This window comes from Candidatus Binatia bacterium, from assembly GCA_023150935.1.
In the GTDB taxonomy this organism is placed as follows: Bacteria; Desulfobacterota; Binatia; order HRBIN30; family HRBIN30; genus JAKLJW01.
Window position 1 is genome coordinate 349,392 of record JAKLJW010000001.1, and the last position, 23,860, is coordinate 373,251.

The 23,860-nt window shown below is 67.1% G+C and carries 23 protein-coding genes; 13 read left to right on the forward strand and 10 right to left on the reverse strand.

Annotated elements, in window-relative coordinates:
• Window positions 1–54: 54 nt before the first annotated feature.
• The 5 genes from acpP to L6Q96_01510 all read right to left on the reverse strand — a co-directional run bounded on the left by acpP (window position 55) and on the right by L6Q96_01510 (window position 2,875).
• On the reverse strand, window positions 55–294 hold the full coding sequence (gene acpP, locus L6Q96_01490) for an acyl carrier protein (protein MCK6553250.1): 240 nt from the start codon (window positions 292–294) through the stop codon (window positions 55–57).
• Between the two features lie 27 nt (window positions 295–321).
• Window positions 322–1,071 carry a 3-oxoacyl-[acyl-carrier-protein] reductase gene (gene fabG, locus L6Q96_01495; protein MCK6553251.1) on the reverse strand — a complete coding sequence of 250 codons (750 nt, stop codon included), beginning with the start codon at window positions 1,069–1,071 and terminating at the stop codon, window positions 322–324.
• The gene (gene fabD, locus L6Q96_01500; protein MCK6553252.1) at window positions 1,068–2,003 is read right to left on the reverse strand and encodes an ACP S-malonyltransferase; all 936 of its coding nucleotides are present in this window, start codon (window positions 2,001–2,003) and stop codon (window positions 1,068–1,070) included. Before fabD ends, fabG begins: the two co-directional genes overlap by 4 nt.
• Window positions 2,004–2,027: 24 nt before the next feature.
• Entirely contained in the window at window positions 2,028–2,207 is a 180-nt protein-coding gene (rpmF, locus tag L6Q96_01505) for a 50S ribosomal protein L32 (GenBank protein ID MCK6553253.1), read from the reverse strand.
• 140 nt (window positions 2,208–2,347) lie between these two features.
• Entirely contained in the window at window positions 2,348–2,875 is a 528-nt protein-coding gene (locus tag L6Q96_01510; GenBank protein ID MCK6553254.1) for a DUF177 domain-containing protein, read from the reverse strand.
• Window positions 2,876–3,023: 148 nt separating this feature from the next.
• Between L6Q96_01510 and L6Q96_01515 the strand changes: the two genes are divergently transcribed.
• The gene (locus L6Q96_01515; GenBank protein ID MCK6553255.1) at window positions 3,024–3,875 is read left to right on the forward strand and encodes an SDR family NAD(P)-dependent oxidoreductase; all 852 of its coding nucleotides are present in this window, start codon (window positions 3,024–3,026) and stop codon (window positions 3,873–3,875) included.
• A 100-nt stretch (window positions 3,876–3,975) separates the two neighbouring features.
• Here the strand turns inward: L6Q96_01515 and lpxD are convergent, their stop codons facing one another.
• Window positions 3,976–4,995, reverse strand: a complete 1,020-nt coding sequence (gene lpxD, locus L6Q96_01520) for a UDP-3-O-(3-hydroxymyristoyl)glucosamine N-acyltransferase (protein ID MCK6553256.1) — start codon at window positions 4,993–4,995, stop codon at window positions 3,976–3,978.
• A 128-nt stretch (window positions 4,996–5,123) separates the two neighbouring features.
• On the opposite strand from lpxD, the gene hisI reads away from it, so the two are divergent.
• The 9 genes from hisI to L6Q96_01565 all read left to right on the forward strand — a co-directional run bounded on the left by hisI (window position 5,124) and on the right by L6Q96_01565 (window position 15,142).
• A complete protein-coding gene (gene hisI, locus L6Q96_01525) occupies window positions 5,124–5,504 on the forward strand; it encodes a phosphoribosyl-AMP cyclohydrolase (GenBank protein ID MCK6553257.1) in 381 nt (126 codons plus the stop codon).
• Between the two features lie 27 nt (window positions 5,505–5,531).
• Window positions 5,532–6,422: an ATP phosphoribosyltransferase gene (hisG, locus tag L6Q96_01530; protein ID MCK6553258.1), complete on the forward strand. Its 891-nt coding sequence runs from the start codon at window positions 5,532–5,534 to the stop codon at window positions 6,420–6,422.
• Between the two features lie 32 nt (window positions 6,423–6,454).
• Window positions 6,455–6,796 carry a peptidoglycan-binding protein gene (locus L6Q96_01535; GenBank protein ID MCK6553259.1) on the forward strand — a complete coding sequence of 114 codons (342 nt, stop codon included), beginning with the start codon at window positions 6,455–6,457 and terminating at the stop codon, window positions 6,794–6,796.
• Window positions 6,797–6,882: 86 nt separating this feature from the next.
• The gene (locus L6Q96_01540; protein ID MCK6553260.1) at window positions 6,883–7,875 is read left to right on the forward strand and encodes a glycosyltransferase family 2 protein; all 993 of its coding nucleotides are present in this window, start codon (window positions 6,883–6,885) and stop codon (window positions 7,873–7,875) included.
• Between the two features lie 112 nt (window positions 7,876–7,987).
• On the forward strand, window positions 7,988–8,524 hold the full coding sequence (locus L6Q96_01545; GenBank protein ID MCK6553261.1) for a sigma-70 family RNA polymerase sigma factor: 537 nt from the start codon (window positions 7,988–7,990) through the stop codon (window positions 8,522–8,524).
• Complete coding sequence (locus tag L6Q96_01550; protein MCK6553262.1) at window positions 8,521–9,243, forward strand: zf-HC2 domain-containing protein; 723 nt, start codon at window positions 8,521–8,523, stop codon at window positions 9,241–9,243. Before L6Q96_01545 ends, L6Q96_01550 begins: the two co-directional genes overlap by 4 nt.
• Window positions 9,244–9,328: 85 nt before the next feature.
• Window positions 9,329–12,556 carry an efflux RND transporter permease subunit gene (locus L6Q96_01555; GenBank protein ID MCK6553263.1) on the forward strand — a complete coding sequence of 1,076 codons (3,228 nt, stop codon included), beginning with the start codon at window positions 9,329–9,331 and terminating at the stop codon, window positions 12,554–12,556.
• A complete protein-coding gene (locus L6Q96_01560) occupies window positions 12,546–13,697 on the forward strand; it encodes an efflux RND transporter periplasmic adaptor subunit (protein ID MCK6553264.1) in 1,152 nt (383 codons plus the stop codon). Before L6Q96_01555 ends, L6Q96_01560 begins: the two co-directional genes overlap by 11 nt.
• 5 nt (window positions 13,698–13,702) lie before the next feature.
• Window positions 13,703–15,142: a TolC family protein gene (locus L6Q96_01565; GenBank protein MCK6553265.1), complete on the forward strand. Its 1,440-nt coding sequence runs from the start codon at window positions 13,703–13,705 to the stop codon at window positions 15,140–15,142.
• Between the two features lie 94 nt (window positions 15,143–15,236).
• On the opposite strand, the gene L6Q96_01570 is transcribed toward L6Q96_01565, so the two are convergent.
• The 3 genes from L6Q96_01570 to L6Q96_01580 form a co-directional block, all read right to left on the reverse strand.
• On the reverse strand, window positions 15,237–16,328 hold the full coding sequence (locus L6Q96_01570) for a multicopper oxidase domain-containing protein (GenBank protein ID MCK6553266.1): 1,092 nt from the start codon (window positions 16,326–16,328) through the stop codon (window positions 15,237–15,239).
• Between the two features lie 158 nt (window positions 16,329–16,486).
• Entirely contained in the window at window positions 16,487–17,278 is a 792-nt protein-coding gene (locus tag L6Q96_01575) for an SDR family oxidoreductase (protein MCK6553267.1), read from the reverse strand.
• Window positions 17,279–17,289: 11 nt separating this feature from the next.
• Window positions 17,290–18,696: an SRPBCC family protein gene (locus tag L6Q96_01580; protein MCK6553268.1), complete on the reverse strand. Its 1,407-nt coding sequence runs from the start codon at window positions 18,694–18,696 to the stop codon at window positions 17,290–17,292.
• A gap of 209 nt (window positions 18,697–18,905) precedes the next feature.
• Between L6Q96_01580 and gpmA the strand changes: the two genes are divergently transcribed.
• The 3 genes from gpmA to xylA are packed head-to-tail and all read left to right on the forward strand — an operon-like array spanning window position 18,906 to window position 22,521.
• Window positions 18,906–19,649, forward strand: a complete 744-nt coding sequence (gpmA, locus tag L6Q96_01585; protein MCK6553269.1) for a 2,3-diphosphoglycerate-dependent phosphoglycerate mutase — start codon at window positions 18,906–18,908, stop codon at window positions 19,647–19,649.
• A 32-nt stretch (window positions 19,650–19,681) separates the two neighbouring features.
• Window positions 19,682–21,148: a xylulokinase gene (xylB, locus tag L6Q96_01590; GenBank protein ID MCK6553270.1), complete on the forward strand. Its 1,467-nt coding sequence runs from the start codon at window positions 19,682–19,684 to the stop codon at window positions 21,146–21,148.
• A 20-nt stretch (window positions 21,149–21,168) separates the two neighbouring features.
• Window positions 21,169–22,521, forward strand: coding sequence for a xylose isomerase (gene xylA, locus L6Q96_01595; protein MCK6553271.1), 1,353 nt, complete (start codon window positions 21,169–21,171; stop codon window positions 22,519–22,521).
• Window positions 22,522–22,608: 87 nt separating this feature from the next.
• On the opposite strand, the gene L6Q96_01600 is transcribed toward xylA, so the two are convergent.
• Window positions 22,609–23,853 (reverse strand): acyl-CoA dehydrogenase, encoded by a 1,245-nt coding sequence (locus L6Q96_01600; protein MCK6553272.1) that lies wholly within the window; start codon window positions 23,851–23,853, stop codon window positions 22,609–22,611.
• Window positions 23,854–23,860 lie beyond the last annotated feature (7 nt).

The window sequence follows — 23,860 nt, forward strand, 5'->3', positions numbered from 1 at the left end:
CAGACCACCCGTCCGATCGCGCCCCGTCGCCGGGGGCGAGCCCACGGGCATTGCCTACTGCTTATGGCTCTCGATGTAGTTCACCACGTCCTGCACGGTACGGATCTTCTCCGCTTCCTCGTCGGTAATCTCCATGTCGTACTCTTCCTCGAGGGCCATGACCAACTCGACGATGTCAAGCGAGTCGGCACCCAGATCCTCGATGAACTTGGCGTCGGCAGTAACTTCCTCTTCGCTGACGCCGAGCTGCTCGCAGATGATTTCCTTGACCTTGGTTTCCACCGCAGATGCCATCGGTACATCCTCCCTCTCCAAGACACGTTACATGTACAGGCCGCCGTTGACGCCGATGACTTGCCCGGTAATGTACGCCGCGGCAGGCCGTACGAGAAACGACACGGCATCCGCCACTTCGTCGACGGTCCCGAGGCGGCCCACCGGGATGAGCTTCAGATACTCCGTTCGCGTCGCTTCAGGCAAGCTGGCCACCATCTCCGTATCGATGAAACCCGGCGCCACGGCATTGACCGTGATGTTGCGACTGGCCAACTCGCGCGCCAGCGACTTGGTCAGGCCGATGATGCCGGCTTTGGCGGCCGCATAAGCGACCTGACCCGCATTGCCCATCGATCCGATGACCGAACTCATGTTGACGATACGTCCGTAGCGCGCCCGCACCATTGCCCGTGCCACGGCCTTACTGCAACTGAATACGCCGCGCAGGTTGACCGCCATGACGCGGTCCCAGTCGGCCTCCTTCATGCGCAGAAGCAGCGTGTCCCTGGCGAAGCCCGCGTTATTGACGAGGATGTCGCACCGCCCGGCGCGTTCGATCAGCCCCTCAATCGACGCCGCCACGGCGTCGGAGTCGCCGACGTCGAACGGTATCACCTCGGCGCTGCCCCCGGCCGCGGCGATCTGCGCGGCGGTTGCGTCGGCGGCCTCGCGGTTGTGCAGGCAGTTGACGACGACGTGCGCACCGGCGGTTGCGAGCCGCAGTGCTACCGCGCGGCCGATGCCTCGCGAGCTGCCGGTCACCAGCGCGACCTGCCCATGCAGGGGAGAGTTCATAGTGCGCCGACCGCTGCCGCGGCGGCCTCCGGGTCTTCGCCCGGCGTGCAGCGTATGCCCGGGGCGATGCGTTTGACCAGCCCCGTCAGCACGCGACCGGGACCCACCTCGATGGCCGCCGTGCAGCCGAGCGCGGCCAGCGTTTCGATCGATTCTTCCCACCGTACCGGGTTGACGACCTGTTGGACGAGAAGCTCCTTCGTCCGCGCCGGGTCGGTGCAGGGCCGGGCTTCCACGTTGACGATCACCGGGCAGCGGGGCGCCGTTACCGTCACCGGGGCGAGGGCCCGGGCCAGCCGCTCGGCGGCCGGAGCCATCAGGCTGCAATGGAAGGGGGCGCTGACCGGCAAAGACAGCGCCCGCCGGGCACCCCTCTCGGTCGCGATGCGCATCCCCCGTTCGACCGCTTCACGGTGGCCCGCAATGACGATCTGGCCGCCGCCGTTCAGATTGGCCGGGCTGACCACCTGTCCCCGGGCAGCGTCCCGGCAGACGGCGTCCACCGCCGCTCGATCCAGTCCGAGCACGGCGGCCATCGCACCGACACCGGGCGGGACGGCCTCCTGCATGGCGCGCCCACGCTCCCTGACGAGGCGCACGGCATCCGTGAAGGCGAGCGAACCGGCGGCGACCAGAGCGCTGAACTCTCCCAGGCTGTGCCCGGCCACCCAGGCGGGACGGAGGCCGAAGTCCGCTTCGAGCACGCCCGCCGTTGCGCAGCCGACGGTTAGGAGAGCCGGCTGAGTGTTTGCGGTCAGCGTAAGCTCTTCCAGTGGTCCCTCGAAGCACAGGCGCGACAGGCTGAAGCCGAGGATGTCGTCGGCGGCGGCAAACACCTCCCGTGCCCGCGGGAAGCGGGCACACAGGTCCGCCCCCATGCCGACGGCCTGAGATCCCTGACCGGGGAACAGAAAGGCGACTGGCGGAGGCATCGAAACCGGCAGCGGCGAGGCGGACTAGTCGGCGACCTCGATGATCTTACGGCCGCGGTACGTTCCGCAGTGCGGGCAGGCGTGGTGCATGACGGTGGACTCGCCACACTCCGGGCAAGTGATGACGTTCGGGGCCGTCAGTGCATCGTGGGCCCGCCGCTTGTTCTTCTTCGACTTCGAGGTCCGGCGTTTCGGTAAAGGCATGACGTGGTCTCCTTGGGGCGCGCCGCAAACCGCGCGCCGCAGATCATATGTGTCGCCGGATACCCGATCCGGGCGACGTTGCGCGCGCAAATGGGCAGGGATGGTCGGCCATGACGAATGCGTTGGCGCCGCCGCGACGCTCAGTGCGCCGCCTTTCCCGCCCTGACCGGCGCCAGACGGAGCGCGGGATTGGCGGCGGGACAGGCGCAGGGGGCGTTGTTCAGATTCGCACCGCAGTGCGCACAAAGTCCCTTGCATGCCTCGTTGCAGAGCGGGCGGGTCGGCAGGGCCAGCACGATGCGTTCGCAGACGATGGGTGTGAGGTCGATTTCGTCTGCGGCGTAGTAATCGAGATCGATCGACTCGCCTTCCTCGGGGTTGCTCGGCTTCCATGCCGCCGGCACGAGGACCGTGGAGAAGTCGGTGGCCAGCGGGAAATTGTAGTCCTCCAGGCAACGTGCGCAGTGGCCGACGACCTGACCGGTGACGTGCCCTTGCAGGAAGAGCTCGGCTCCGGCGCGGTAGTAATCGAGTTGCACGTGCGCCGTACCCGGAAAATCGAAGTCGCAGACGGCACCGTGGGTCAGATCGGCTGTCAGGTGTGCCATCGGTTCCTCGAATTGTAGCCGCTTCGGCTCCTCCTCGATGTTGTGGATATTGAGTTTCATGGACGAGCCGGCGACCGATAAGGACGCCGTTTTAACGGAGGCCCCCCCCATCGTCAAGGCGACTTGGGGACGGCGGAGGCGCTGCAAAGCACGGGCTGACAGTTAGTTGCCGTTGCCGGCGTGGTGGTACTGGGGTAAGCCGCAGCGCATGGACGTACGGAGGCTGACGGGAAAGACAGTCCTGGTTACCGGTGCGGCGAGCGGCATCGGAAGAGCGACGGCGCTGGCGTTCGCACGGCGTGGCGCCCGCCTGGCGATATGCGATCTCGACGAGGCCGGATTGGCCGAGACGGCAAAGCGCACCCGCGATCTTGGCGGCGAGGTGCTGGTGCGTCGGGTCGACGTCGCCCGGAGCGAAGAGATGCAGGCTCTGGCCGAGACAGTCCATTCCGAGGTTGGTGTGCTCGATATCCTCATGAACAACGCCGGCGTGGCGATCGGCGGCGGCTTCTTGCACACGGGACTCGACGACTGGAACTGGATCGTCAACATCAACCTCATGGGCGTGGTGTATGGCTGCCACTTCTTCCTGCCGCGCATGGTGGAACGCGGCCGCGGGGGGCATGTGGTCAACGTGTCGTCCGCGGCCGGCTACGTCGCCGGCGAAGCCATGGCCGCCTACGCGACGACGAAGTTCGCCGTGCTCGGTCTGTCCGAGGCTCTGCGCGCCGAACTCGTACGCCATGGTATCGGCGTGACCGCCGTGTGTCCCGGTATCATTAATACGCCGATAACCCGCAACGCGCGCATGCTCGGACCCGGGGGGATGGCGGCGATTCAGGACGAGGTGATCGCCATGTATCAGCGACGCGGCTATACGGCGGAGCGCGTGGCCGAGAACATCTTACGGGCCGTGCAGCGCAACCGCGCGGTGGCCCCGATCTCGCCGGAAGCGTGGGCCATGTACTACGCCAAACGCTTCGCCCCGGGGCTGCTGGCACGCCTCGGCGCGCGGCTCACCGCACGCATGACGGCACGCGTGGCCGGCGGCGGCGCCTAGCATAGTTCCGAGGGACATTCCCCGGGTCACCAAGGAGCGCCTTACTCAACCGGCCGCGAACCCGGACCGGCATTGGCGCCAAACGTCATCGGTACCGCGGTCAGTCCTCCGCCAGACCCAGACGTTTCTCGATCCGCCGCAAGCGGCGCAGCACATCCGGTAGCCGCGGCCAGGCGGCGACATAGCGACGCCAGGTGCGCACCGGGACGGCCGGAGTGCCGCCAACAATGGCGCCGGCGTCGACATCGTTGTGAACCCCCGACTGCGCGGCAATCTGCACACCGTCGCCGACGGTGAGGTGTCCACCGATACCTACCTGGCCACCCATCCGGACCCCTTGACCGACCCTGGTACTGCCGGAGAGCCCGACCTGAGCGGCCAGCGCCGACCACTCCCCGATGGTGCAGCCATGCGCCACCATGACGAGGTTATCGAGCTTGACGCCGCGGCCGAGCCGCGTGGCGCCGATGGCGGCCCGATCGACGGTCGCGTTCTCCCCGATTTCGACATCGTCTTCCAGAACCACGGTGCCGGCCTGGACGATTTTGCGCGGGACGCCGTCGGCACCGATCGTGTATCCGAAGCCATCGCCACCGATAACCGCGCCCGTGTGTACGATCGCGCGGTGGCCGATGCGCACGTTCTCCCGGATCACCGCGTGCGCGTAGGCGCGAAAATCGTCCCCGATCCTTACCCCGGGGTACAGCACCACGTGCGGGTCGAGTTGGGCGCGGGCGCCGAGCACGCAGTGGGCGCCGACCACGACATACGGGCCGATAGTTGCGTCGGGGCCGATCCGAGCCGACGGATCGATCGCCGCGGTCGGGTGGATGCCCTCGGCAAACGCCGGGGCCGGCGCGTGGAACAACGGTATGGCCGCGGCGAACGCGGCATAAGGGTCAGCCGCCCGCAGCGAGGGGATGCCGACCTCGGGATCGCTCGGGGCGAGGATAACCGCGGCGGCGCGGGTGTTGGCGAGGTATTGCCGATAGCGCGGGTTGGCGACGAACGTGAGCGTCCCCGGCTCCGCGTCCTCGACCGGCGACAGTCCGCCGATCTCGACGTCCCCGTTGCCGCGCAACTCGCAACCGATTCTGCCGGCGATGTCTCTCAACTTCATGCGTGCTCCTCCAGCGCCGGTGGACCTTACCGGGGTTGGCGGGGAGCGGCAAATCGTGTGCGGTCCGCGCGGTCACGTTGCACCGTGTACGCCGCGCGTGTAAGGAACCGCACACGGGATAGATGACCATGCAGACTCCGAACTTCGAGAAACGCGGCGGCCTCGTGCCGGTGGTTGCCCAGGACGCCGACACCGGCGAAGTGCTCATGCTCGCTTACATGAACGAGGACGCGTGGGCGGAAACCCTGGCAACGGGTACCGCCTGCTACTACAGCACTTCACGGCGCTCTCTCTGGCGCAAAGGGGAAACCTCGGGCCATGTGCAGCAGGTGAAGGAAATTCGCGTCGACTGCGATGCCGATGCGGTGCTGCTCAAGGTTCGGCAGGTCGGTGGCGCCGCCTGCCACGAAGGCTACAAGAGTTGCTTTTTCCGCAAGGTCGACGGCGACGACTGGCGTGTGGTCGAGAGCCGCGTTGTCGATCCGGACGTGTTGTACGGCAAGAAGTGAGAACCGGGCTCGCGCAGGACGCCACGTATGGAAACACTCAGCCTTGGCATTCCGAAGGGGAGCCTTCAGGACTTGACTGTCGAGCTGTTCCGCAAGGCCGGCTGGAGGGTGCAGGTTTCGGAGCGCAGCTATTTTCCCACGATCGACGACGAGAATATCCGCTGCTCGCTGGTACGCGCGCAGGAGATCTCGCGCTACATCGAGGATGGTACGCTGGACGCCGGCATTACCGGTAAGGACTGGATTCTCGAGAACGACTCGACCGTGCAGGTGGTCTGCGATCTCGTCTATTCGAAGGCAAGCTTCCGGCCAACCCGCTGGGTGCTGGTCGTGCCGGAAGACTCGCCGGTCCGGCGCCCCGAGGATCTGGTGGGCAAGCGCATTGCAACCGAGCTGGTCAATTACACGCGCCGGTACTTTGCCGCCATCGAGACCCCGGTTGAGGTCGAGTTCTCCTGGGGCGCGACCGAGGCGAAGGCGGCCGGTGGGCTCGTCGATGCGATCGTGGAGGTGACCGAGACTGGAAGTACCATTCGCGCCAACCGATTGCGCATCGTCTGCGAGCTCTTCCAGTCGAACCCGCAGCTCATTGCCAACCGGGCCGCGTGGGAGGTGCCATGGAAGCGGCAGAAGATCGAGCAGATCAGTTTGCTCGTGCAAGGTGCGCTGGCGGCCGAGGGTAAGGTGGGCATCAAGCTGAACGTAGCCGGGGCCAACCTGCAGGCGGTCATCGCCCTGCTCCCGAGCCTGACGGCGCCGACGGTGGCGCCGCTGTACCAGTCGGGGCAACTGCAAGGCGTGGAATGGTACGCCGTAGAGACCGTCATTTCCGAACACACCGTGCGCGAGTTGATTCCGGAGCTGCGCCGCGCGGGAGCGGTGGGCATTCTCGAGTATCCGCTGAACAAGATCGTCTAGGGGCACAGCGGATGCCTGCCGCCGGTGTCGCAATGCTGTCTGCGGGCGTGCTCGTTCTTGGCCTCGTGCTCCCGGCCTGCAGTCCCGAACACGCCGAGCGCCGAGCGCGCGCTGCCGCAGAAACGATGCGGGACTCGCTGCCCGACATCGACGGCGCCGGGCGGGCGCAGCGTATATCTCCGGAAGTCATTCGCAACGCGCAGCGCCAGCTCGGGGCGCTGCACGAGTACCACGGCGAAATCAGCGGCGAGCTCGACGCGGTGACCATCAACGCGATCCAGGCCTTCCAGCGTACCCAGGGCCTGCACGACGATGGCGTCCTCGACGCCCGCACGCGCGAACGGCTCGCCGCCGCGACTAACACGCCGCCGTGATGCCGCGCTCCCGCGGCCGCCCGCCCGCCGTTCCGCTCGCCCCGGGGACTGCTCATGGCCGCGGCGTCGGACCTGCCGGGCTCACGGTGTCCATCCTCCTGCCGTCGTACAACGCTGCGCCGACGCTGGCCGCTTGCCTGCGCAGCGTGCAACGACAAACGCTCGCCGATTGGGAGTGCGTGCTCGTTGACGACGGGTCGACCGACAGCACCGCGGCGGTGCTGCACGAAGCCGCCCGAGGCGATCCGCGCTTCGTCGTCATCGGGCGGCCTCACTGCGGTGTCGTAGCGGCGTTGAACGCCGGTCTGGCGGCGTGTCGCGGTCGGTTCGTTGCCCGCATGGACGCCGACGACCTTATGCACCGTGACCGGCTGGCGCAGCAGGTCGCCGCGCTGACGGCCGATGCGGGGCTGGCCGCGACGGCCTGCCGGGTGCGGGTGTTTCCGCGCGCCGGACTGCGCGCCGGACGGCGGGCCTACGAGGCGTGGTTAAACGCGATGGAAAGGCCGGAGGAGGTTGCCGCCAACGCCTACGTGGAATGCCCCGTGGCCCATCCAACCTTGATGGTGCGGGGCGACGTCCTGCGCCGCTCGGGCTATCGCGCCTGCGGTTGGCCCGAGGACTACGATCTTGTTCTCAGGCTTCTCGAAGCGGGGCACGCGATCGGTGTCGTGCCGCGCCGTCTGTTGAGTTGGCGCGACCACCCGGCGCGACTGTCGCGGACCGCTCCGGAGTACGACCTCTCGCGGTTCACCGCGTGCAAGGCGGCATTCCTCGCCCGCGGGTTTCTCGCGGCGACGGAGGAGTACGCTCTCTGGGGCTACGGCGGAACGGGGCGCGCGCTGACGCGGGCCTTGCGGGCGCACGGCAAGCGGCCCGCATACATCGTGGAAGTGCATGCGGGACGCCTCGGCCAGGCGATTCACGGGGCACCGGTGGTGCCTCCCGCGGCGTTACCGGACTTACCATGGCGCCCCCTCGTCGTGTCGGTGGCGGGCGTCATGCCGCGCACGCAGATCCGTGCCGCACTTGTAGGCATGGGCCGAGTGGAACTCCGCGACTTCGTCTGCGCGGCTTGACACCGCGCGAAAGCGCGGAAACGACCTGGAGGCAGGAGTGTTGCGAGGACTTTTATCGTGCCTTGGGCCGGCCGCGGGAACTTTCGGGCTTCCGCTTTCGTCATAGGGGTAGATGGCCCGGCGCTCGTATCCTGACTTCTCCTCCCTGGCGCTCTCGTACCTGGAGGAATTGACCGCCTATGCCAGAAGGCTGTCGCGCAACGCCTGGGACGCCGACGACTTGGTCCAGGCGACCTACGAGCGGGCGTTTCGGGGCTGGAAAGGGCTGCGCGAGCCGGCGCGCTGTCGTGCCTGGCTGTTTCGGATTGCACGAAATCTGCATCTCGACCGGGTTCGTACAGCCACGGCCCGACCCGAGATCCACCTCGTCGAATCCGGTTACCCGGAGGCCGATGCGGCCGTGATTTCGCCCGAAGCGGTCGAGCGCCTGTCCGCCAGGGAGCTGGAGGCCGCACTGGCCCGGCTTCCGGAGGAGCAACGACACGTGGTTTTGCTCTGTGACCTCTGGGGTTTTCCGTACGACGAAATTGCCGAGATTGCCGGCGTGCCCGTGGGGACGGTGCGCTCCCGTATCGCCCGCGGGCGTCTGGCCCTGTCGAAACTCCTGATTGAGGGCGGGAATCGTGCCCGGAGACGAGGACCATCATGACCTGCTCCGAGCGCAGCGAAGCGATCTCCGCTCATCTGGACGGCGAACTGGCCGGCCATGAAGTGGCAGCATTGGAAACCCATCTCGCGTCTTGTGGCACCTGTCGGCGACAGCTCGACGGTCTTCGCGCCTTGAAGCATGCCGTGGCCCGGGTGGAAGGTCGTACCGCGCCTCCCGAGGCCGTTCTCGCTCGCGTCGAGGCGCTGCGGCTGCGGCGAGAGACCGGGTGGACGGGATTTCGCGTTGCCGTGGCGGCGGCGGCTGTAATGGTCGTCGCGGTAGGCGCGCTCTTTCTCGCTCGTCCTTCGTTTCTGCCTTACGACCAGCGCTCGCTCCCGGCGGAACTCATTGCGGATCATCTCCGCTCGGCTCCGGACATCATGCCCGCGGAGATCGCTTCCGGGAATCGCCTCGACGTTGCAGCTTTCTTTCGCACCAAGGTGCCTTTCGATCCCGTGGTCCCCCGGCTCGGCCCTGCGAGCCTGGTCGGCGGCCGAGTTTGCAAGGTCGAGGGACGCAAGGTGCAGCTTCTCTTCTACGAGCTCGACGGTCGCCACCTTTCCCTTTACGTGTCCGACCGCCCGGCGGCGATGAAGAGCTGTCATGACGACGGCGAGCACAGCGTCTGCCAGAGGCAGCTCGCCGGGCTCTCCTTGATACTCGTCGGCAAGGGGCAGGAAAGCGAGATGAGCCGGCTCCTTGACGAGGCGACTTTGTGAGACGTGTCCGGCGGGATAACGCGCCCCGACTCGCGTGCCATCCGGCGGGCAAGCCCGACGACGTGGGCGTCAGAAAGGCAGCGCCGTGATCCGGCGGGCAATCGAGCTACCCTACGTGGTCATCGTCGGGGTCCTGGTGGTCGCCGTGCTGGGTACCGTCTCGTACCGTCAGCTCGCCGCCGACCTGCTGCCGGTGTTCGACACTCCGGCCGTACAAATCGTCACCTTCTATCCCGGCATGCCACCCGAGGTAATGGAGCGCGACATCACCAGTCGGCTGGAGCGCTGGACGGGCCAGTCGATCGGCATCGACCACCAGGAGGCGAAGTCGATGCTCGGCGTGAGCATCGTCAAGGATTTCTTCCGGGAGGGCGTCAGCTTCGACACGGCGATGAGCCAGGTGACCTCCTACGCCGTCAGCGACATGTTCTACCTGCCCCCCGGGACCATCCCGCCGATGGTGATGCCGTTCGATCCCACGGCGTCGGTTCCGCTCTGCCTGGTCGCGGTGTCGTCGCCGACGATGTCGGAGAAGGAGATTTACGACGTTGCCTATTTCGAGCTTCGCAATCGTCTGCAGTCCATTCCCGGCGTCATCGCTCCGGCGGTGTACGGCGGCACGCTGCGTCGGATTCTGGCGTACGTGGATCGCGAGAAGCTCGAGGCACGCGAACTGAGTCCGATGGACGTGGTCCGGGCGCTGCACCGGCAATCGGTGTTCGTTCCCGCCGGCAACATGAAGGCCGGGGAGACCGACTACCAGATCTTCGCCAACGCCATGCCTGCGGCCGTGGAACAGCTAAATCACGTCCCCGTCTCGGCCGAGAACGGGAAGGTCGTCTTCATGCGCGATGTAGCGAGTGTCGAGGACTCCGCTCAGATCCAGTCGAACATCGTGCGCATCAACGGTCGCCGCCAGGTCTATATTCCGATCTACCGTCAGCCGGGCGCCAACACGATCGAAATCGTCGACGCGATTCGCAGCCAACTGCAGCGCATCCGCCAGCGCTTGCGAGAAATGGATGCGCGTGCGGGGAACATCGCTCTCGAAGTCGTGCTGGACCAGTCGGTCTACGTGCGTAATTCCATCGCGGGCCTGCGGTTGGCGGCGCTGCTCGGTGCGGCTCTGGCGGGGGCCGTGGTGTTCATGTTCCTGCGCACTGTGCGCTCGACGATCGTCATCGTGCTCGCCATTCCGCTGGCCGTGCTCGGTGCGATGATCGGGCTCGTGGCCACGAGGCAGTCGCTGAACACGCTGACCCTCGGCGGCATTGCGCTGGCCATCGGCATTCTCGTCGATCAGGCGATCGTCGTCGTCGAGAATGTCGCCCGGCACCTGGGTCTGGGAAAGGACGCCGCACGGGCCGCCATCGACGGCACACGCGAGGTGGCCCCATCGATCGTCGTGTCGACCGTGACCTTCGCGGTCGTCTTCGTGCCCATCTTCTTCCTTTCCGGCATGGCCAGGTTTTTGTTCGCTCCGCTGGCCATCTCCGCGTCGCTGGTGATGGGCGCCTCGCTCGTGGTTGCGCTGACCGTCGTGCCGGCATTTTGCGCGCGCTTCCTCACGACCGCAGTCGGCGTCAGGGACGGCGCCGACGCAGGACTGCTCGCGCGCGGCTATACGTGGGGACTCGCCCGCGCGGTCGGCCGCCGCGGAGTCGTTCTCACGGCCGGCGCCGCGGCGGCAATCGCTGCCGCCGTCGCGCTGCAACGCCACCCGACGGAGCTCTTTCCGCGCGTCGACGCCGGGCAGTTCCAGATCTACGTACGCCTCCCGTCGGGCACGCGCATCGAGGAGACCGAGAAGACGGTAGCGCGGCTCGAAAGCGCTCTGATCGCCGAGCTCGGTGAGCCGGACCCGGAGTTCCCCGCGGTGGAGAACGAGCCGCGCTCCGACCTGAGAATGCTGATCGGCAATATCGGCGTGCTCATGGATTGGCCGGCGGCGTACACGCCCAACACGGGTCCGATGGACGCTTTTGTCCTGGTCCAGCTCAAGGAGAACCGCCGCGACACGTTCGCGCTGGTCGAGCGTTTGCGTGGACGGCTGCGGCACCAGTTCCCCGAGGTCGAGTTTGCCTTCGATACCGGGGGGATGTTGACCGCGGCGCTGAACTTCGGCGAGCCGGCGCCGATTCGTTTTCGGGTCCTCGGCAGTGACCTGCGCACTCTGGGGGAGATCGCCGCTCGGGTCGCCGAGCGCATCGGGTCGGTGCCTGGGGCCGAAGACGTGCGTGTATTGCAGCGCAACGATTACCCGACGCTCGACATCGAGATCGATCGGACCAAGGCGGCGCTGGCGGGGCTGTCCGTCGTTGACGTGATGCACAATCTGGTGACCGCGACCAATTCGAGCATCAACTTCGAGCCGGCTTTTTGGATCGACAGGAACAACGGCAACCATTACTTCGTCGGTGCGCAGTACCGGGAGTCGGATCACGTGTCCACGGATACGCTGCTCGACGTTCCGATCGCGCCGGGGGGCGGCGGAAAGCCGCTGCCGCTGCGCACCGTGGCAACGATTTCCCGGGGAACGGGACCGTCGTTCGTCAGCCACCGCGACATCACGCGGGCCGTCGACGTGTACGCCGACGTTGCCCCGGGTGCGTACGTGGGAGACGTCGTCGGGGCCATGGAGCAGGTTCTCGAGGAAGACGCGGCGCTCGGTCTGGAGCGCACGGTCGACGAGCGCGGGCGCCGGTCATTTCGGCTCGGCGGCGAGTACGCCGAACGCGGCTACGTTCTGACTGCAAGCGGCGAGATAGAGACGATGCGCGCCGCCTTCGGCCAGTTCGCAGGCGGTCTCGCTCTCGCCGTCGTCCTCGTCTACCTGGTGATGGTCGCCCAGTTCCGCTCGTTCGTCGATCCCCTGACGATTCTCCTGACGGTACCGCTCGGCTTCGTCGGCGTGGCGCTGGCGTTGCGGCTCGCGGGGGTGGCGCTCAACATCCAGAGCTTGATGGGGATCGTCATGATGGTGGGTATCGTCGTCGAGTACGGCATCCTGATGGTCGATTTTGCCAACGCGCGCGTCGAAAGCGGCATGCCCGTCGACGATGCTGTGCTGGAGGCGGCGCGGCTGCGCCTGCGGCCGATCCTCATGACGTCGCTTACGACGGTCTTTGCACTCTTACCGATGGCGGTCGGCGCCGGCGGCGGCGACGCCAACATTCCGCTGGCTACGACGATTATCGGCGGCGTTCTCGGGGCCACTGTGTTGACGCTATTCGTTCTGCCCGGCCTCTACATCCTGATGAAGAGGGCGCCGCTGGGTCCCGCCCTGATGGGAGGTCCGGCCGATGAGACTTAATCAGTGCCCGGCCCGGGCTTCGACGGGCCTCGCGACACTCCTGGCGGTGCTGGCTCTGGCCGGGGTGCCGGCATGCTCGCGCGACTCGTATGGCGACGAAGCAAAGCAGGCGAGTGGGGTAGCGGCTGATGAGTCGCGGCCTTTGCGTGTGGCGGTTGAGAGGCCGGTCGCGGTCGCAGGCGGGAAGGAGATGGTTCTTCCGGGCACAGTAGAGGCCTGGGAAAGCGTGCCGCTGTACGCGCGGGTGACCGGCTATCTGGAAGAGGTCGATGTGGACATCGGGGACGAGGTCGCGGCGGGAGAGAGAGTGGCGCGCCTGGCGGTACCCGAGGTGACGGCGGGCATCAAGGGCGCCGAGGCAAGAGTGATTCAGGAGAAGGCCGAGCTCGATTTGGCCAGGCTGACGCTTTCCAGGCTGCAGGCTCTGCGACGGGCGAACTCCGCCGCGATTCCGCAGCAGGACGTGGATACCGCCGCCGCGCGCGTGCGAGTCGAGGATGCGCAGGTTCGACTCGCGGAGGCGGATCGCGACCGACTCGACGCGCTTCGCGAGTTGGCTCGGATCGTGGCGCCCTTTCCTGGCCGGATCACGCGGCGGGTTCTTCATCCCGGCGCATTGGTCCGGGAGGGCAACAGTGCGGGTGCCGAGCCGATAGTGGAGATCGCCCGCATCGACCGCTTGCGGCTCGCCTTCGAGATTCCCGAGCTGCTGGCGCCGTACGTCAAGGAGGGCGCGCCGGCGATCGTCCGGTTCGACGCCTTTCCCGGTAGCGACGTCTCCTTGCCAGTGGCGCGCGTCGCGGGGGCGCTCGACCCTGCGACACGATCGATGCGCGCCGAGATGCATCTGGATGACGGCGCCGGTCGGTATCGTCCCGGCATGTTCGCGTCGGTGAAGCTTGCGGTGGAGACCGGGGGTGGGGCGGTGAGCGTGCCGTCGCGGGCGGTGCGGGGCCACGGTAACGAGCGCTTCGTGCTCGTCGCCGACAATGGCGTGTTGCGCCGCCGGCCCGTTGTGGTCGGTTCCGACGATGGCCGCAGAGCGTCGATCGCTCGCGGTCTCGGCCCAGACGATCGGGTAATGGTCGCCGGGTCGCCGCTGGCTCGGGATGGAGTTGCCTGCGAGGCCGTCGAAGGGTGACGCGGTTGAGCGATGCGATTCGAGTTGCGGTTGCGAGTGTCGTCCTTTTCTCGTCGGGATGCGCCGCGCTGACCGCTTACGTACCCGACCCACCGATCCGCGCGCTGCCGCCGAGCCTGCGAGCCGAGGTTGTCGCGGTCGAGGAGAGAGCACGATTTGGGTCGGAAGCATCGGACCGTCCGCTGGGGAGGTTGAGCCGGTCGCGCGAGGTCACTCTCGAAGAGGTGCTGCGGGCCGCCCGGGAGCGGGCGAATACGGTCTTGGAAGCTGCCGCAAGACTCGAGGCGGCCTCGGGGCGGCTGCAAACTGCCGCCGGTGCCCTCCTCCCGGGCATCGACGTTCAACTCGGCGGCAGTTACCTCGACGGTCGGCAGGTCGGGTCGTTCGGTGACGTCATGGGCGTCACTTTCGGCACCTTCGAACCGTCGGCCGGGGTTTACTATCGGGTGAATCCGGGTGCGGCATGGGTGCGCTCCGAAAGGTTTCGAAAAGAGGCCGACGCCGCGGCCTTCGAAGTCCGCGAGGCGCAGCGTTACGCCATGCTGCAGGCGGGGGTGGGCTATGTCGATCTCGCCCTGGCGCGCGCCTCGCAGGCCGTTGCCGAAGGGCTGGCTGGGGACGCCGAGAGGTTCGTGGAGATCACGCAGGCTAGGGCGCGCGCGGAGATCGGCACGGGGGCGGATGTCGCCCGTGCCGAAGCGGCGGCGGCGAGTGCGCGGCAGACGGCGTTGCGGGCGCGCGGGCTCTGGGAGACGTCGAGCATTCGCCTCGCGGTGTTGCTGCGCTGGAATACCAACGACCTGCTCGTGCCGAGCGAAAACGATCTGCGCACGACGAGCCTCATCGACGTGGCCGCGGGGGCAGCGCTGAGAGGAGAGGCGGAGCTTGCCCGGCCGGACATCCTGGCGGCTCAGGCGCGCAGCGAAGCGGCGGCACGAGAGGTGTCGGCAGCGTGGTGGGATCTGCTGGGGCCCGACATCGATGCCGGGTTTCGCGAACGCTTCATCGGTACGGATCTCAATAGGCTCGGCAACACGAACTTTCTCGAGGGTTTGGCTCGCATCGCCGTCGACTTCGCCGAGGTCGGCCGCACGCGAACGGCGAGGGGAGAAGCTGCGGCCGCACGTGTAAGAGAGCAGACCGTGCGCGAACAGGCGTACGGCGAGATCGAGACGGCTCTGTCGCGCGTCGCCGTTGCCGCCGGTTCGCTTCCCGACGCCCGCAACGGGGTGGACGCGGCGACGCGCAGTTACGAGGTCGAGTTGGCCCGGTTCGAGGCTGGCACCGGTATCGGCCTGGAAGTGATCCAGGCCCAAAACGCGCTTGCGCGGGCTCGCCTGGCCCACGTCGAAGCGATTGCACGGTACGACGTGGCGCAGATCGAGCTCGCCGCCGGCATCGGCCATCTGGATCCTGCGCTGATGCGGGCGGCGCAGGAGCGCTGATCGGGCCTGGCGCGTCGGAGAGGCCAGACCCGATGTCAGTTCGCGGGCGTCCGCCGGTCCGGAGCCGCGTGCCACTGCGGGACGGATCGAGCTGTCAGTGCCCGGTGGCGTGAAACGCCGGCGGCGAGAACAGGTCCAAAGGCCACGACCCGTTGGGGTCGTGGGCCGTCGGCGGGATCGTCGGATCGACGTGCAGGTTGCCCAGGGCGCCTTTCGGAACTCGCCACAACGCGTGGTCGACCAGATTGTAGGTTCCGGGTACTGCCGCCGTCAGCTCGAGGACCGCCGCGGAGCCCGGCGGTACGTAGAGGGTTTCTTCGTTGCGGATACGATCGCTCGGATGCCCGGTATACACGGAATCGAAGATCTGACCGATGATATGCCAGCTCGAACCGAGGTTCGGTCCGGCGTTGACGAAAAACACGCGCAACCTGTCGCCCTGGTTGACGCGCAGCGCATTGCCGAAGATGGCCGGGTCGACAAGTGCCCTGGTGTGGCCGTTGAAGGTGAACAGATCGGGGTGCTCCATGCCTGCCTTATCCTCATCGAGCACGTAAAGGTCGCCATCCGCCTGACCCGAACTGCCGTCTGGTGCCGGGGCCAGGTACCACTCGCTCTGCCCGACGTATGCTTCGGCGAAGCCGTCCGGCAGACCTTCGGGAGGGTCGACCTGAATCATACCGTACATGCCGAAGGCGACGTGCTCCCATGGCATACCTTCGCCCGCGCAGTGGTAGATGAACGCGCCACTGCGCTGCGCCTTGAAAGAAAAGGACTTCGACTCGCCCGGCTCGACGTCGGTCACCGCGGCACCGCCGCCGGGACCCATCGCGGCGTGGAAGTCGAGATTGTGCGGTTCCGTGTTGTGCAACTCGTTGGTGAGGTTGACCACCAGGGTGTCCCCCTCGCGAACGCGAATCATCGGTCCGGGCACCGTGCCATTGAATGTCCAGAACGTGAACCACTTGCCCGGTGCAATCTCCGCGACCACTTCCCTCGCCACGAGGTCCACAGTCACGGTGGCCGGTGCGGTACGCACGATCGGTGACGGAACGTCCAGCGGATCCTTGGCGACGTAAGTGGGTGCGGCGGCACGCGCGACCCGGGGGCCGCCGCTGTCGCAGGCGCTGTTCAGAGCGGCGAGGCCGATCACTCCTGTAAGGGCTGCGAGGGTTCGGTAGTGCATGTAGCGATGTACTCCCTGCGGAAAAGATACTCTCCGAATGGCAGAACTGAGAATGATTTTCAAGATCATACGGGTGCCGCCCGTCCGGAGAGGCGCATTCGCCGCAAGAGTGGTCCGGGAAGCGGGTGCACCCGCCGGCGCACCGCGCCGGGAGGCAATCAGCGCGGCCGGAAGTCCGGTTTCATCTGCAGGCGCGCTACGAAATCGCGCCACCCGCTCGGCAGCAGCCGCGACACGCACAACAGGAGGTACGTGGACAGGGGAAAATGGAGCGTGGGCTGGCGGCGAAGGAGAGCGCGGTGAATCGTCGCCGCCGCCGCCGACGCGCGCAACGAACTGGGCGCCTTGAAGGCATTGCCGCGCAGCATCGGCGTATCGACGAACCCCGGAAAGATGGTTGTGAACGTGATTCCCCGTGGCCCGTACTCCGAGCGCAAGCTTTCGGTAAACGTCGCCACCGCGGCCTTGCTTGCCGAGTACGCGCCCTCGTGCGGGAAGCCGCCGAGCGCCCCAAGGCTCGCAACGATAGCGACGTGTCCGCTGCCGCGCGCGAGAAAACGCGGCAAGAATACCGAACACAGGACTACGTTGGGACTCACGTTTGTGGCGAAGTGATCCTCGACCGTGCGCCAGTCGCACTCGAAGCGCGCCTGCGGATTGTCGATGCCCGCGTTGCCCACAATAAGGTCGAGGTCCGGGTGCCGCTCCGCGAGGTCGACTGCCAACCGTTCGAGGTCGGCGAGTCCACGCAGGTCGATCTGACGTGTCTCGACCACCACGCGCGCCCGCAATTCCTTGTCCAGTTCTGCAAGGCCGGATTCGTTCCGGTCGAGGAGTATGAGTGCCGTGCCGTCACGAGCCAGCAGTCGGCAGAGCTCGCGGCCGATGCCGCCGGCGGCGCCCGTGACCAGAGCGCACCTGAATGGTCCCGTTGCGACCCGATGTGCCACGTCAACCCTCCTCAGCGTGTGGACTCGATCCGGCGCTTCAGTTTGCGCAGGGCGCCGTCGAAGCCGCGTTGGAGAAACGCACGCAGGGCGGTTCCGGTCGCGGGGACAAGAGGCCGGAACCGGGCAGTCCATTGGACCTGCGTGCCGCCGGCGTCAGGGGTCAGGAATACGTGGCCCCGATGATCGCGCAAGGGTGCGCCCCGCCGCAGGCAGTAATCGAATCGGCGCGGCGGATCCCAGAGAACCACTTCCTCCTCGATCGAGGTGCCGGGGGCCCGCAGTTGCCTCACGGCCCCCAGTCCGTTCGGGTCGGGCGACCCGGGACGAATGACGACGCACGCGCGGATCGGCGTCCACTCCGGCATGCGGGCGTGATCGGTGATCGCCCGCCAGACGACGTCCGGCGGTGCGTCGATGTGCACCCGGGCATTGACGTACGGGAGTCTTGGACGGAAGCCCATCGGGGCTTCGTACCAGTGGCGCACGAAAAGCAACTCGACGCTGAAACCCTGATCGTCGTTGACGTAGACCACCGTCCATGCACCCAGATTGAAAGGCCGCCAGTTGCCCCGGTAACCCGCCGCAATGCAGCGCGCGTAGGCGGCGTCGAAAGCGGCCTTGCTGCGAAAGCCGAGGGCAATGTTCAACAGGCCCTGATCGCTGATGCGATACCCCTCGGGCCATGGCTTGCCGGCGGGATCGTGGTACTGCACGAGCTCGAGAAGGCAGTCGCCGGCGCGCAGAACCAACGCCGAGCGCCGCGCACCGGCGAGGCCCCAGAGAGCTTCGTGCTCGGGGCCGTGCAGCCGCAACTCGTCGAGTACCGGCAGACCAAGCGTGTCGACGAAAAAGCGCCGCGAGCGCGCAAGGTCCGGGACCGACAGCGTCACGCTGACCGTACTGACGGGGATCTCCGGCCTTTCGTGGGGACGACGAAACGCCGCACTAGGATCGCCTTCCATGATTTCGAGAAGAACGCCTTCCGGATCGCGGACACAGACACGGCGCTGCCCCGGCGCGCCGACCGGCGCGGAGAGCGGCTGCGACCTGTGCGAGGCCAGACGCGCCAAAGCCGCGTCGAAATCGGCGACGTGCAGGCCGACCATGTTATACCCGATGTCGCACAGCCGCCGGTCCGCCGGCAGCGGTCTCACCGGCGGGCTTTCGAACTCGAACATCTCGAGCTGGAAGAACTCCTGTCGGTCGACGAGCCACCAGCAGACCGACGCCGCACCCGGCAGACCCTGGACACGGGAAGCGATCGGTCCGCGAAACAGCCTCGTCCCGCCCGCGGGCAGGAACCCGAACGTATCGCGGTACCAGCGGTGAGTGCGGGACAGGTCGGTGACGCTATAGGCGATCTGGCACAGCTGTGGATGTCCGAGCATGAGTACCCCCGAGGCGGTGCGTGTCAGCACGCAGCATGCGCATCAGTCTCAGGCAACCGGCGCAGCGATGCAACCGCTTCCGTTACGCATAGTGGTTTGACGGTGCCGGCGTCCTCCGGTAGAGGCTGCCTTTGCCGCGCGCCGACGGTGGTGCGTGGCGCTCCTCGGGGCGGGCGACGCGACCGCTGCGGGGCGATTCAGGTGGCGCTCGATTCGGCCGCCGCGGTTGGAGGTGATCCATGCACAAACTCGTACTGCTGCGCCACGGCGAGAGCACGTGGAACAAGGAGAACCGGTTCACCGGCTGGACGGACGTCGGTCTCAGCGACAGGGGAGTCGAAGAGGCGACGGCGGCCGGGCGGCTGCTGAAGGCCGAAGGCTTCGCCTTCGACGAGGCGTTCACATCGGTCCTCAAGCGCGCCATCAAGACGCTCTGGCTCGCGCTCGAGGAACTCGATCAGATGTGGATTCCGGTCCACAACTCCTGGCGCCTGAACGAACGTCACTACGGCGCCCTGCAGGGACTGAACAAGGCCGAGACCGCCGCCAAGCACGGCATGGAACAGACCAACATCTGGCGGCGCAGTTACGATATCCCGCCCCCGGCGCTCGAACCGGGCGATCCGCGCAGTCCTGCCAACGATCCGCGCTATGCGGGACTCCGCGGGGACGACCTGCCGCTCACCGAGTGCCTCAAGGACACGGTGGAGCGCTTCCTTCCGTACTGGCACGACGTTATCGCGCCGACGATCGAGGCGGGGAGGCGCGTTATCGTGGCGGCGCACGGCAACAGTCTCCGCGCGCTGGTGAAGTACCTCGACGACATCTCGAACGAGGCCATTGTCGGGCTGAACATTCCGACGGGGATTCCGCTCGTGTACGAACTCGACGACGATCTGAAACCGATACGCAACTATTACCTTGGCGATCCCGAGGCGGCGAAGAAGGCCGCCGCGGCGGTTGCGGCACAACTCAAAGCCTGAGGGTCCGCGGCGTCATCGAGCCCCAGAGCGACGTGTACCTCGGTATCGACATCGGCACGTCGGCGGTGAAGGCCCTGCTGATCGACGACGCTCAGCGGGTCGTCGCGCAGGCCGGGTCGCCCCTCGAGGTGTCGAGGCCGCGGCCCCTCTGGTCGGAACAGGATCCCGAAGACTGGTGGCGCGCCACCCTGGCGGCGGTCGAAGGCCTGCGGTCGCTGGCCCCGGCCGCCTTTGCGTCGCTCGCCGGTATTGGCCTTTCGGGGCAGATGCACGGGGCGGTGCTGCTCGATTCGCGAGACCGCGTGCTGCGGCCCGCCATTCTCTGGAACGACGGCCGCAGTGGCGCCGAGTGCGCGCTGCTCGAACGGCGCGAGCCGGCGCTGCGGACGATTACCGGCAATCTCGCCATGCCCGGCTTCACCGCGCCAAAGCTACTGTGGGTTGCGGCGCACGAACCGGAGATCTTCGCTGCGACCCGAAGGGTGTTGCTGCCCAAGGACTACGTGCGATTGCGGCTGACGGGCGAATACGCGTCGGACATGTCCGATGCCGCCGGTACGCTGTGGCTCGACGTCGCCGGACGACGCTGGTCGGCGGCGATGCTCGCAGCCACGGGTCTCTCCGAGGCTGCGGTGCCGCGGCTCGTCGAGGGTAGTGAGCCCAGTGGTGTGTTGCGCGCGGAGCTGGCCGGCGCCTGGGGTGTGCCGGGCCGGGTCGTGGTCGCCGGCGGCGCCGGCGACAATGCCGGCGGTGCCGCTGGTGCCGGGGTGATCGAGCCGGGCCAGGCCTTCGTATCGCTGGGAACCTCGGGCGTGTACTTCGTGGCGGGCGACCGCTTCGCTCCTCACCCGGCGGGAGCGGTGCACGCGTTCTGTCATTGCTTGCCGCAGCGCTGGCACCAGATGGGCGTGTTGCTCAGTGCCGCAAGCTGCCTCACCTGGATTAGCGGCGTGACCGGCGCTTCGTCGGAGGCTGCCCTGCTCGCAGAAGTCGAAGCCCGGGATCGGGATCCGCGCGTGCTGTTCCTACCCTATCTTTCCGGCGAGAGGACCCCCCACAACGACCCGCTCGCTCGAGGCGCGTTCGTCGGCTTGACGCACGACACGACGCGGGCCGACCTCGGACGGGCCGTGCTCGAAGGCGTCGGCTTCGCGTTTGCGGACTGTCAGGCCGCGTTGCTCGCGGCCGGAACCAGAATCGAACGGGTCAGCGTTCTCGGCGGTGGTGCACGCAGTCGCTTCTGGGGCCGCATCCTTGCCAGTGCTCTCGGGCGGACGATCGAGTACCACAGCGGTGGCGAGGTTGGTCCGGCTTTCGGCGCGGCCCGCCTGGCGCGCCTCGCGGTCACCGGCGAGCCGCCCGCGGCGGTGTGCACCGCACCGGCGAGCGTAAGTGTCGTCGAGCCAGACCCTGGGCTGCGCGCCCGGTATGCGGAGCGATTCCCGGTGTTTCGCCGGTTATACAGAGATCTGCGGGAGAGCATGGCCGCGCTGGGTTGAGGCGCGGACGGGAGGCAACCATGGGTCAGCCCTTCTTTCCGACGATCGAGCGTGTCCGCTACGAAGGCCGGGCAAGCGCCAATGCGCTGGCGTTTCGGTGGTACGATGCCGACCGGATCGTCCTCGGCAAGCGCCTTTCGGAACACCTGCGGCCGGCGGCGTGCTACTGGCACTCGTTCTGCTGGGATGGCACGGACATGTTTGGGGCCGGAACGTTCGCGCGTCCGTGGCTTGGCGGTGGCGACGCGATGGCGCTGGCGGCGCGCAAGACCGAAGTCGCTTTCGAGTTCTTCGAGAAGCTGGACGTGCCGTTCTTTACCTTTCACGACCGCGACGTGGCTCCCGAGGGCGCGACGTTGGCGGCCTCGAACGCGAACCTGGCGCGGGCGGTCGAGGGGATCGCCGCGGCGATGGAGCGCACCGGTGTGCGACTCCTCTGGGGCACGGCGAACCTGTTCAGCCACCGGCGTTACGCCGCCGGCGCGGCGACCAATCCCGACCCGGAGGTGTTCGCTTACGCCGCCGCGCAGGTAAAGCAGGCGATGGACGTCACGCGCCAGCTCGGCGGCGCCGGCTACGTTCTGTGGGGTGGAAGGGAAGGGTACGACACTCTGCTCAACACCGATCTCGGGCGCGAACTGGAGCAACTCGGGCGCTTCATGAGTCTGGTCGTCGATTACAGGCATCGCAGCGGCTTTGCAGGCACGCTGCTCATCGAGCCGAAGCCGATGGAGCCGACCAAGCACCAGTACGACCGGGACGCCGCCGCGGTGCACGCGTTCCTGCAGCGCTTCGGATTGGAGCGCGAGATACGACTCAACATCGAAGCGAACCACGCCACGCTGGCCGGGCACAGCTTCGAGCACGAGATCGCCTATGCGATTGCCAACGATCTTCTCGGCAGTGTCGACATCAACCGCGGCGACCCGCAAAACGGTTGGGATACCGACCAGTTCCCGAACAGCGTCGAGGAGCTTACGCTCGTGCTGTATCGCATCCTGGCGGCGGGGGGTCTGGGAAACGGTGGGTTCAACTTCGACGCGAAACTGCGGCGCCAGAGCGTCGATCCGCTCGACCTGTTCCACGCTCATATCGGCGGTATGGACACGCTCGCCCGCGCGCTGATCAACGGCGCGGCGCTGCTCGAGTCGAGGATTCTGGCGGCGGAGGTGAAGGCGCGCTACGCCGGCTGGGATGGTCGGCTGGGTCAGGCGATACTGCGCGGCAGTGCCACTCTGGACGATCTGGCCGCGCAGGCGCTTGCCGACGGCCTCGACCCGGCGCCGCGTTCGGGCGGCCAGGAACGCCTCGAGAACGCGGTCAGCCGCGCGATCGACGCCGCAGCAACGGGTTCGGCCTCGGTATCGAGGTGAGCACGAGCTTCCGCCACGGTCGCCGAGTGTGCCCGGGGGAGGGATCGATACGGAACCCCCTGAAAGCTGCCAGCCCGCAGCCTACCTTTACGCGTTCCGCGGCCCCGTCGGGATATCCTTGAACGGCACGTCCTTATCGAGCCGCACATCGGGCGGCAGCATGAGAATGCGTTCGGCGATGATGTTGCGCAGGATTTCGTCGGTGCCGCCGGCAATGCGAAGGCCCGGAATGCCCATGTAGGTTTCCTGCCACGCGGCCTCTTCAGGGGCGATGCCCGGTTCCGTGACGGCGCCGGCGGGACCGAGGACGTCCATGGCAAAGCTTGCCATGTCCTGTTTCAGTACGGCGCCGACGAGTTTGCCGATGGAGCCTTCCGGACCGGGGATGGCGCCGCGCGACAGTGCGGTAAGGGTGCGATAGCCGGTGTACTGGAGGCCCTTGCCGCGGACATAGAAGCGGGCGAGGCGCTGGCGTACGGCGGGATCGTCGAGGGCGGGGCGGCCGTTCCAATCGGTCTCTCGGGCAAGGCGCATCAGATCCGCGAACTCCGGGCCGCCGGCACCGCCCCCGATCGAGAGGCGTTCGTTCATGAGTGTCGTGATGGCGCCCCGCCAGCCTTCGCCGACGGCGCCGACGCGGTTCTTGTCGGAGATCCGCACGTCGGTGAAGAACACCTCGTTGAACACGGCACCGCCGTTGATCTGTTTGATCGGCCGGATCTCGATGCCCGGCGACTTCATGTCGATGATGAAGTAGGTGATGCCGGCGTGCTTGGGCCTGGTCGGGTCGGTACGCGTCAGGATCATGCCCCACTGCGAGTACTGGGCACCGGTGGTCCAGATCTTCTGTCCGTTGATGACCCAGTCGTCTCCGTCGCGGACCGCCGTGGTGCGCAGGCCGCCGAGGTCGGAACCCGCACTGGGTTCGCTGAAGAGCTGACACCAGATCTCTTCGCCGCGCAGCATCGGCCGCAGGTAGCGCTTCTTTTGCTCGTCGGTACCGTGCGCCATGATCGTCGGGCCAAGCATTCCCTGGCCGATCGCGAAGATATTCGGCGGCGTCCTGAACCGGCTCTCTTCCTGGTGCCAGATCACCGCCTGGATCGCGCTGGCGCCGCGACCGCCGTATTCGGTAGGCCACGTCATACAGGCCCAGCCGGCGTCCGCCTTCTTGGCCTGCCACTGCTTGGCCGTGACGATGACTTCCGACCCGCCGCGCTCCGACATGACAGCCGCGGCGTCGCCGGGTTTCAGACGTTCAGCGTTGGCTTCCAGCCAGGCGCGGGCTTCGGCGCGAAACTTCGTTTCCTCGGCGGTGTCGTTGAAATCCATGCTGCGG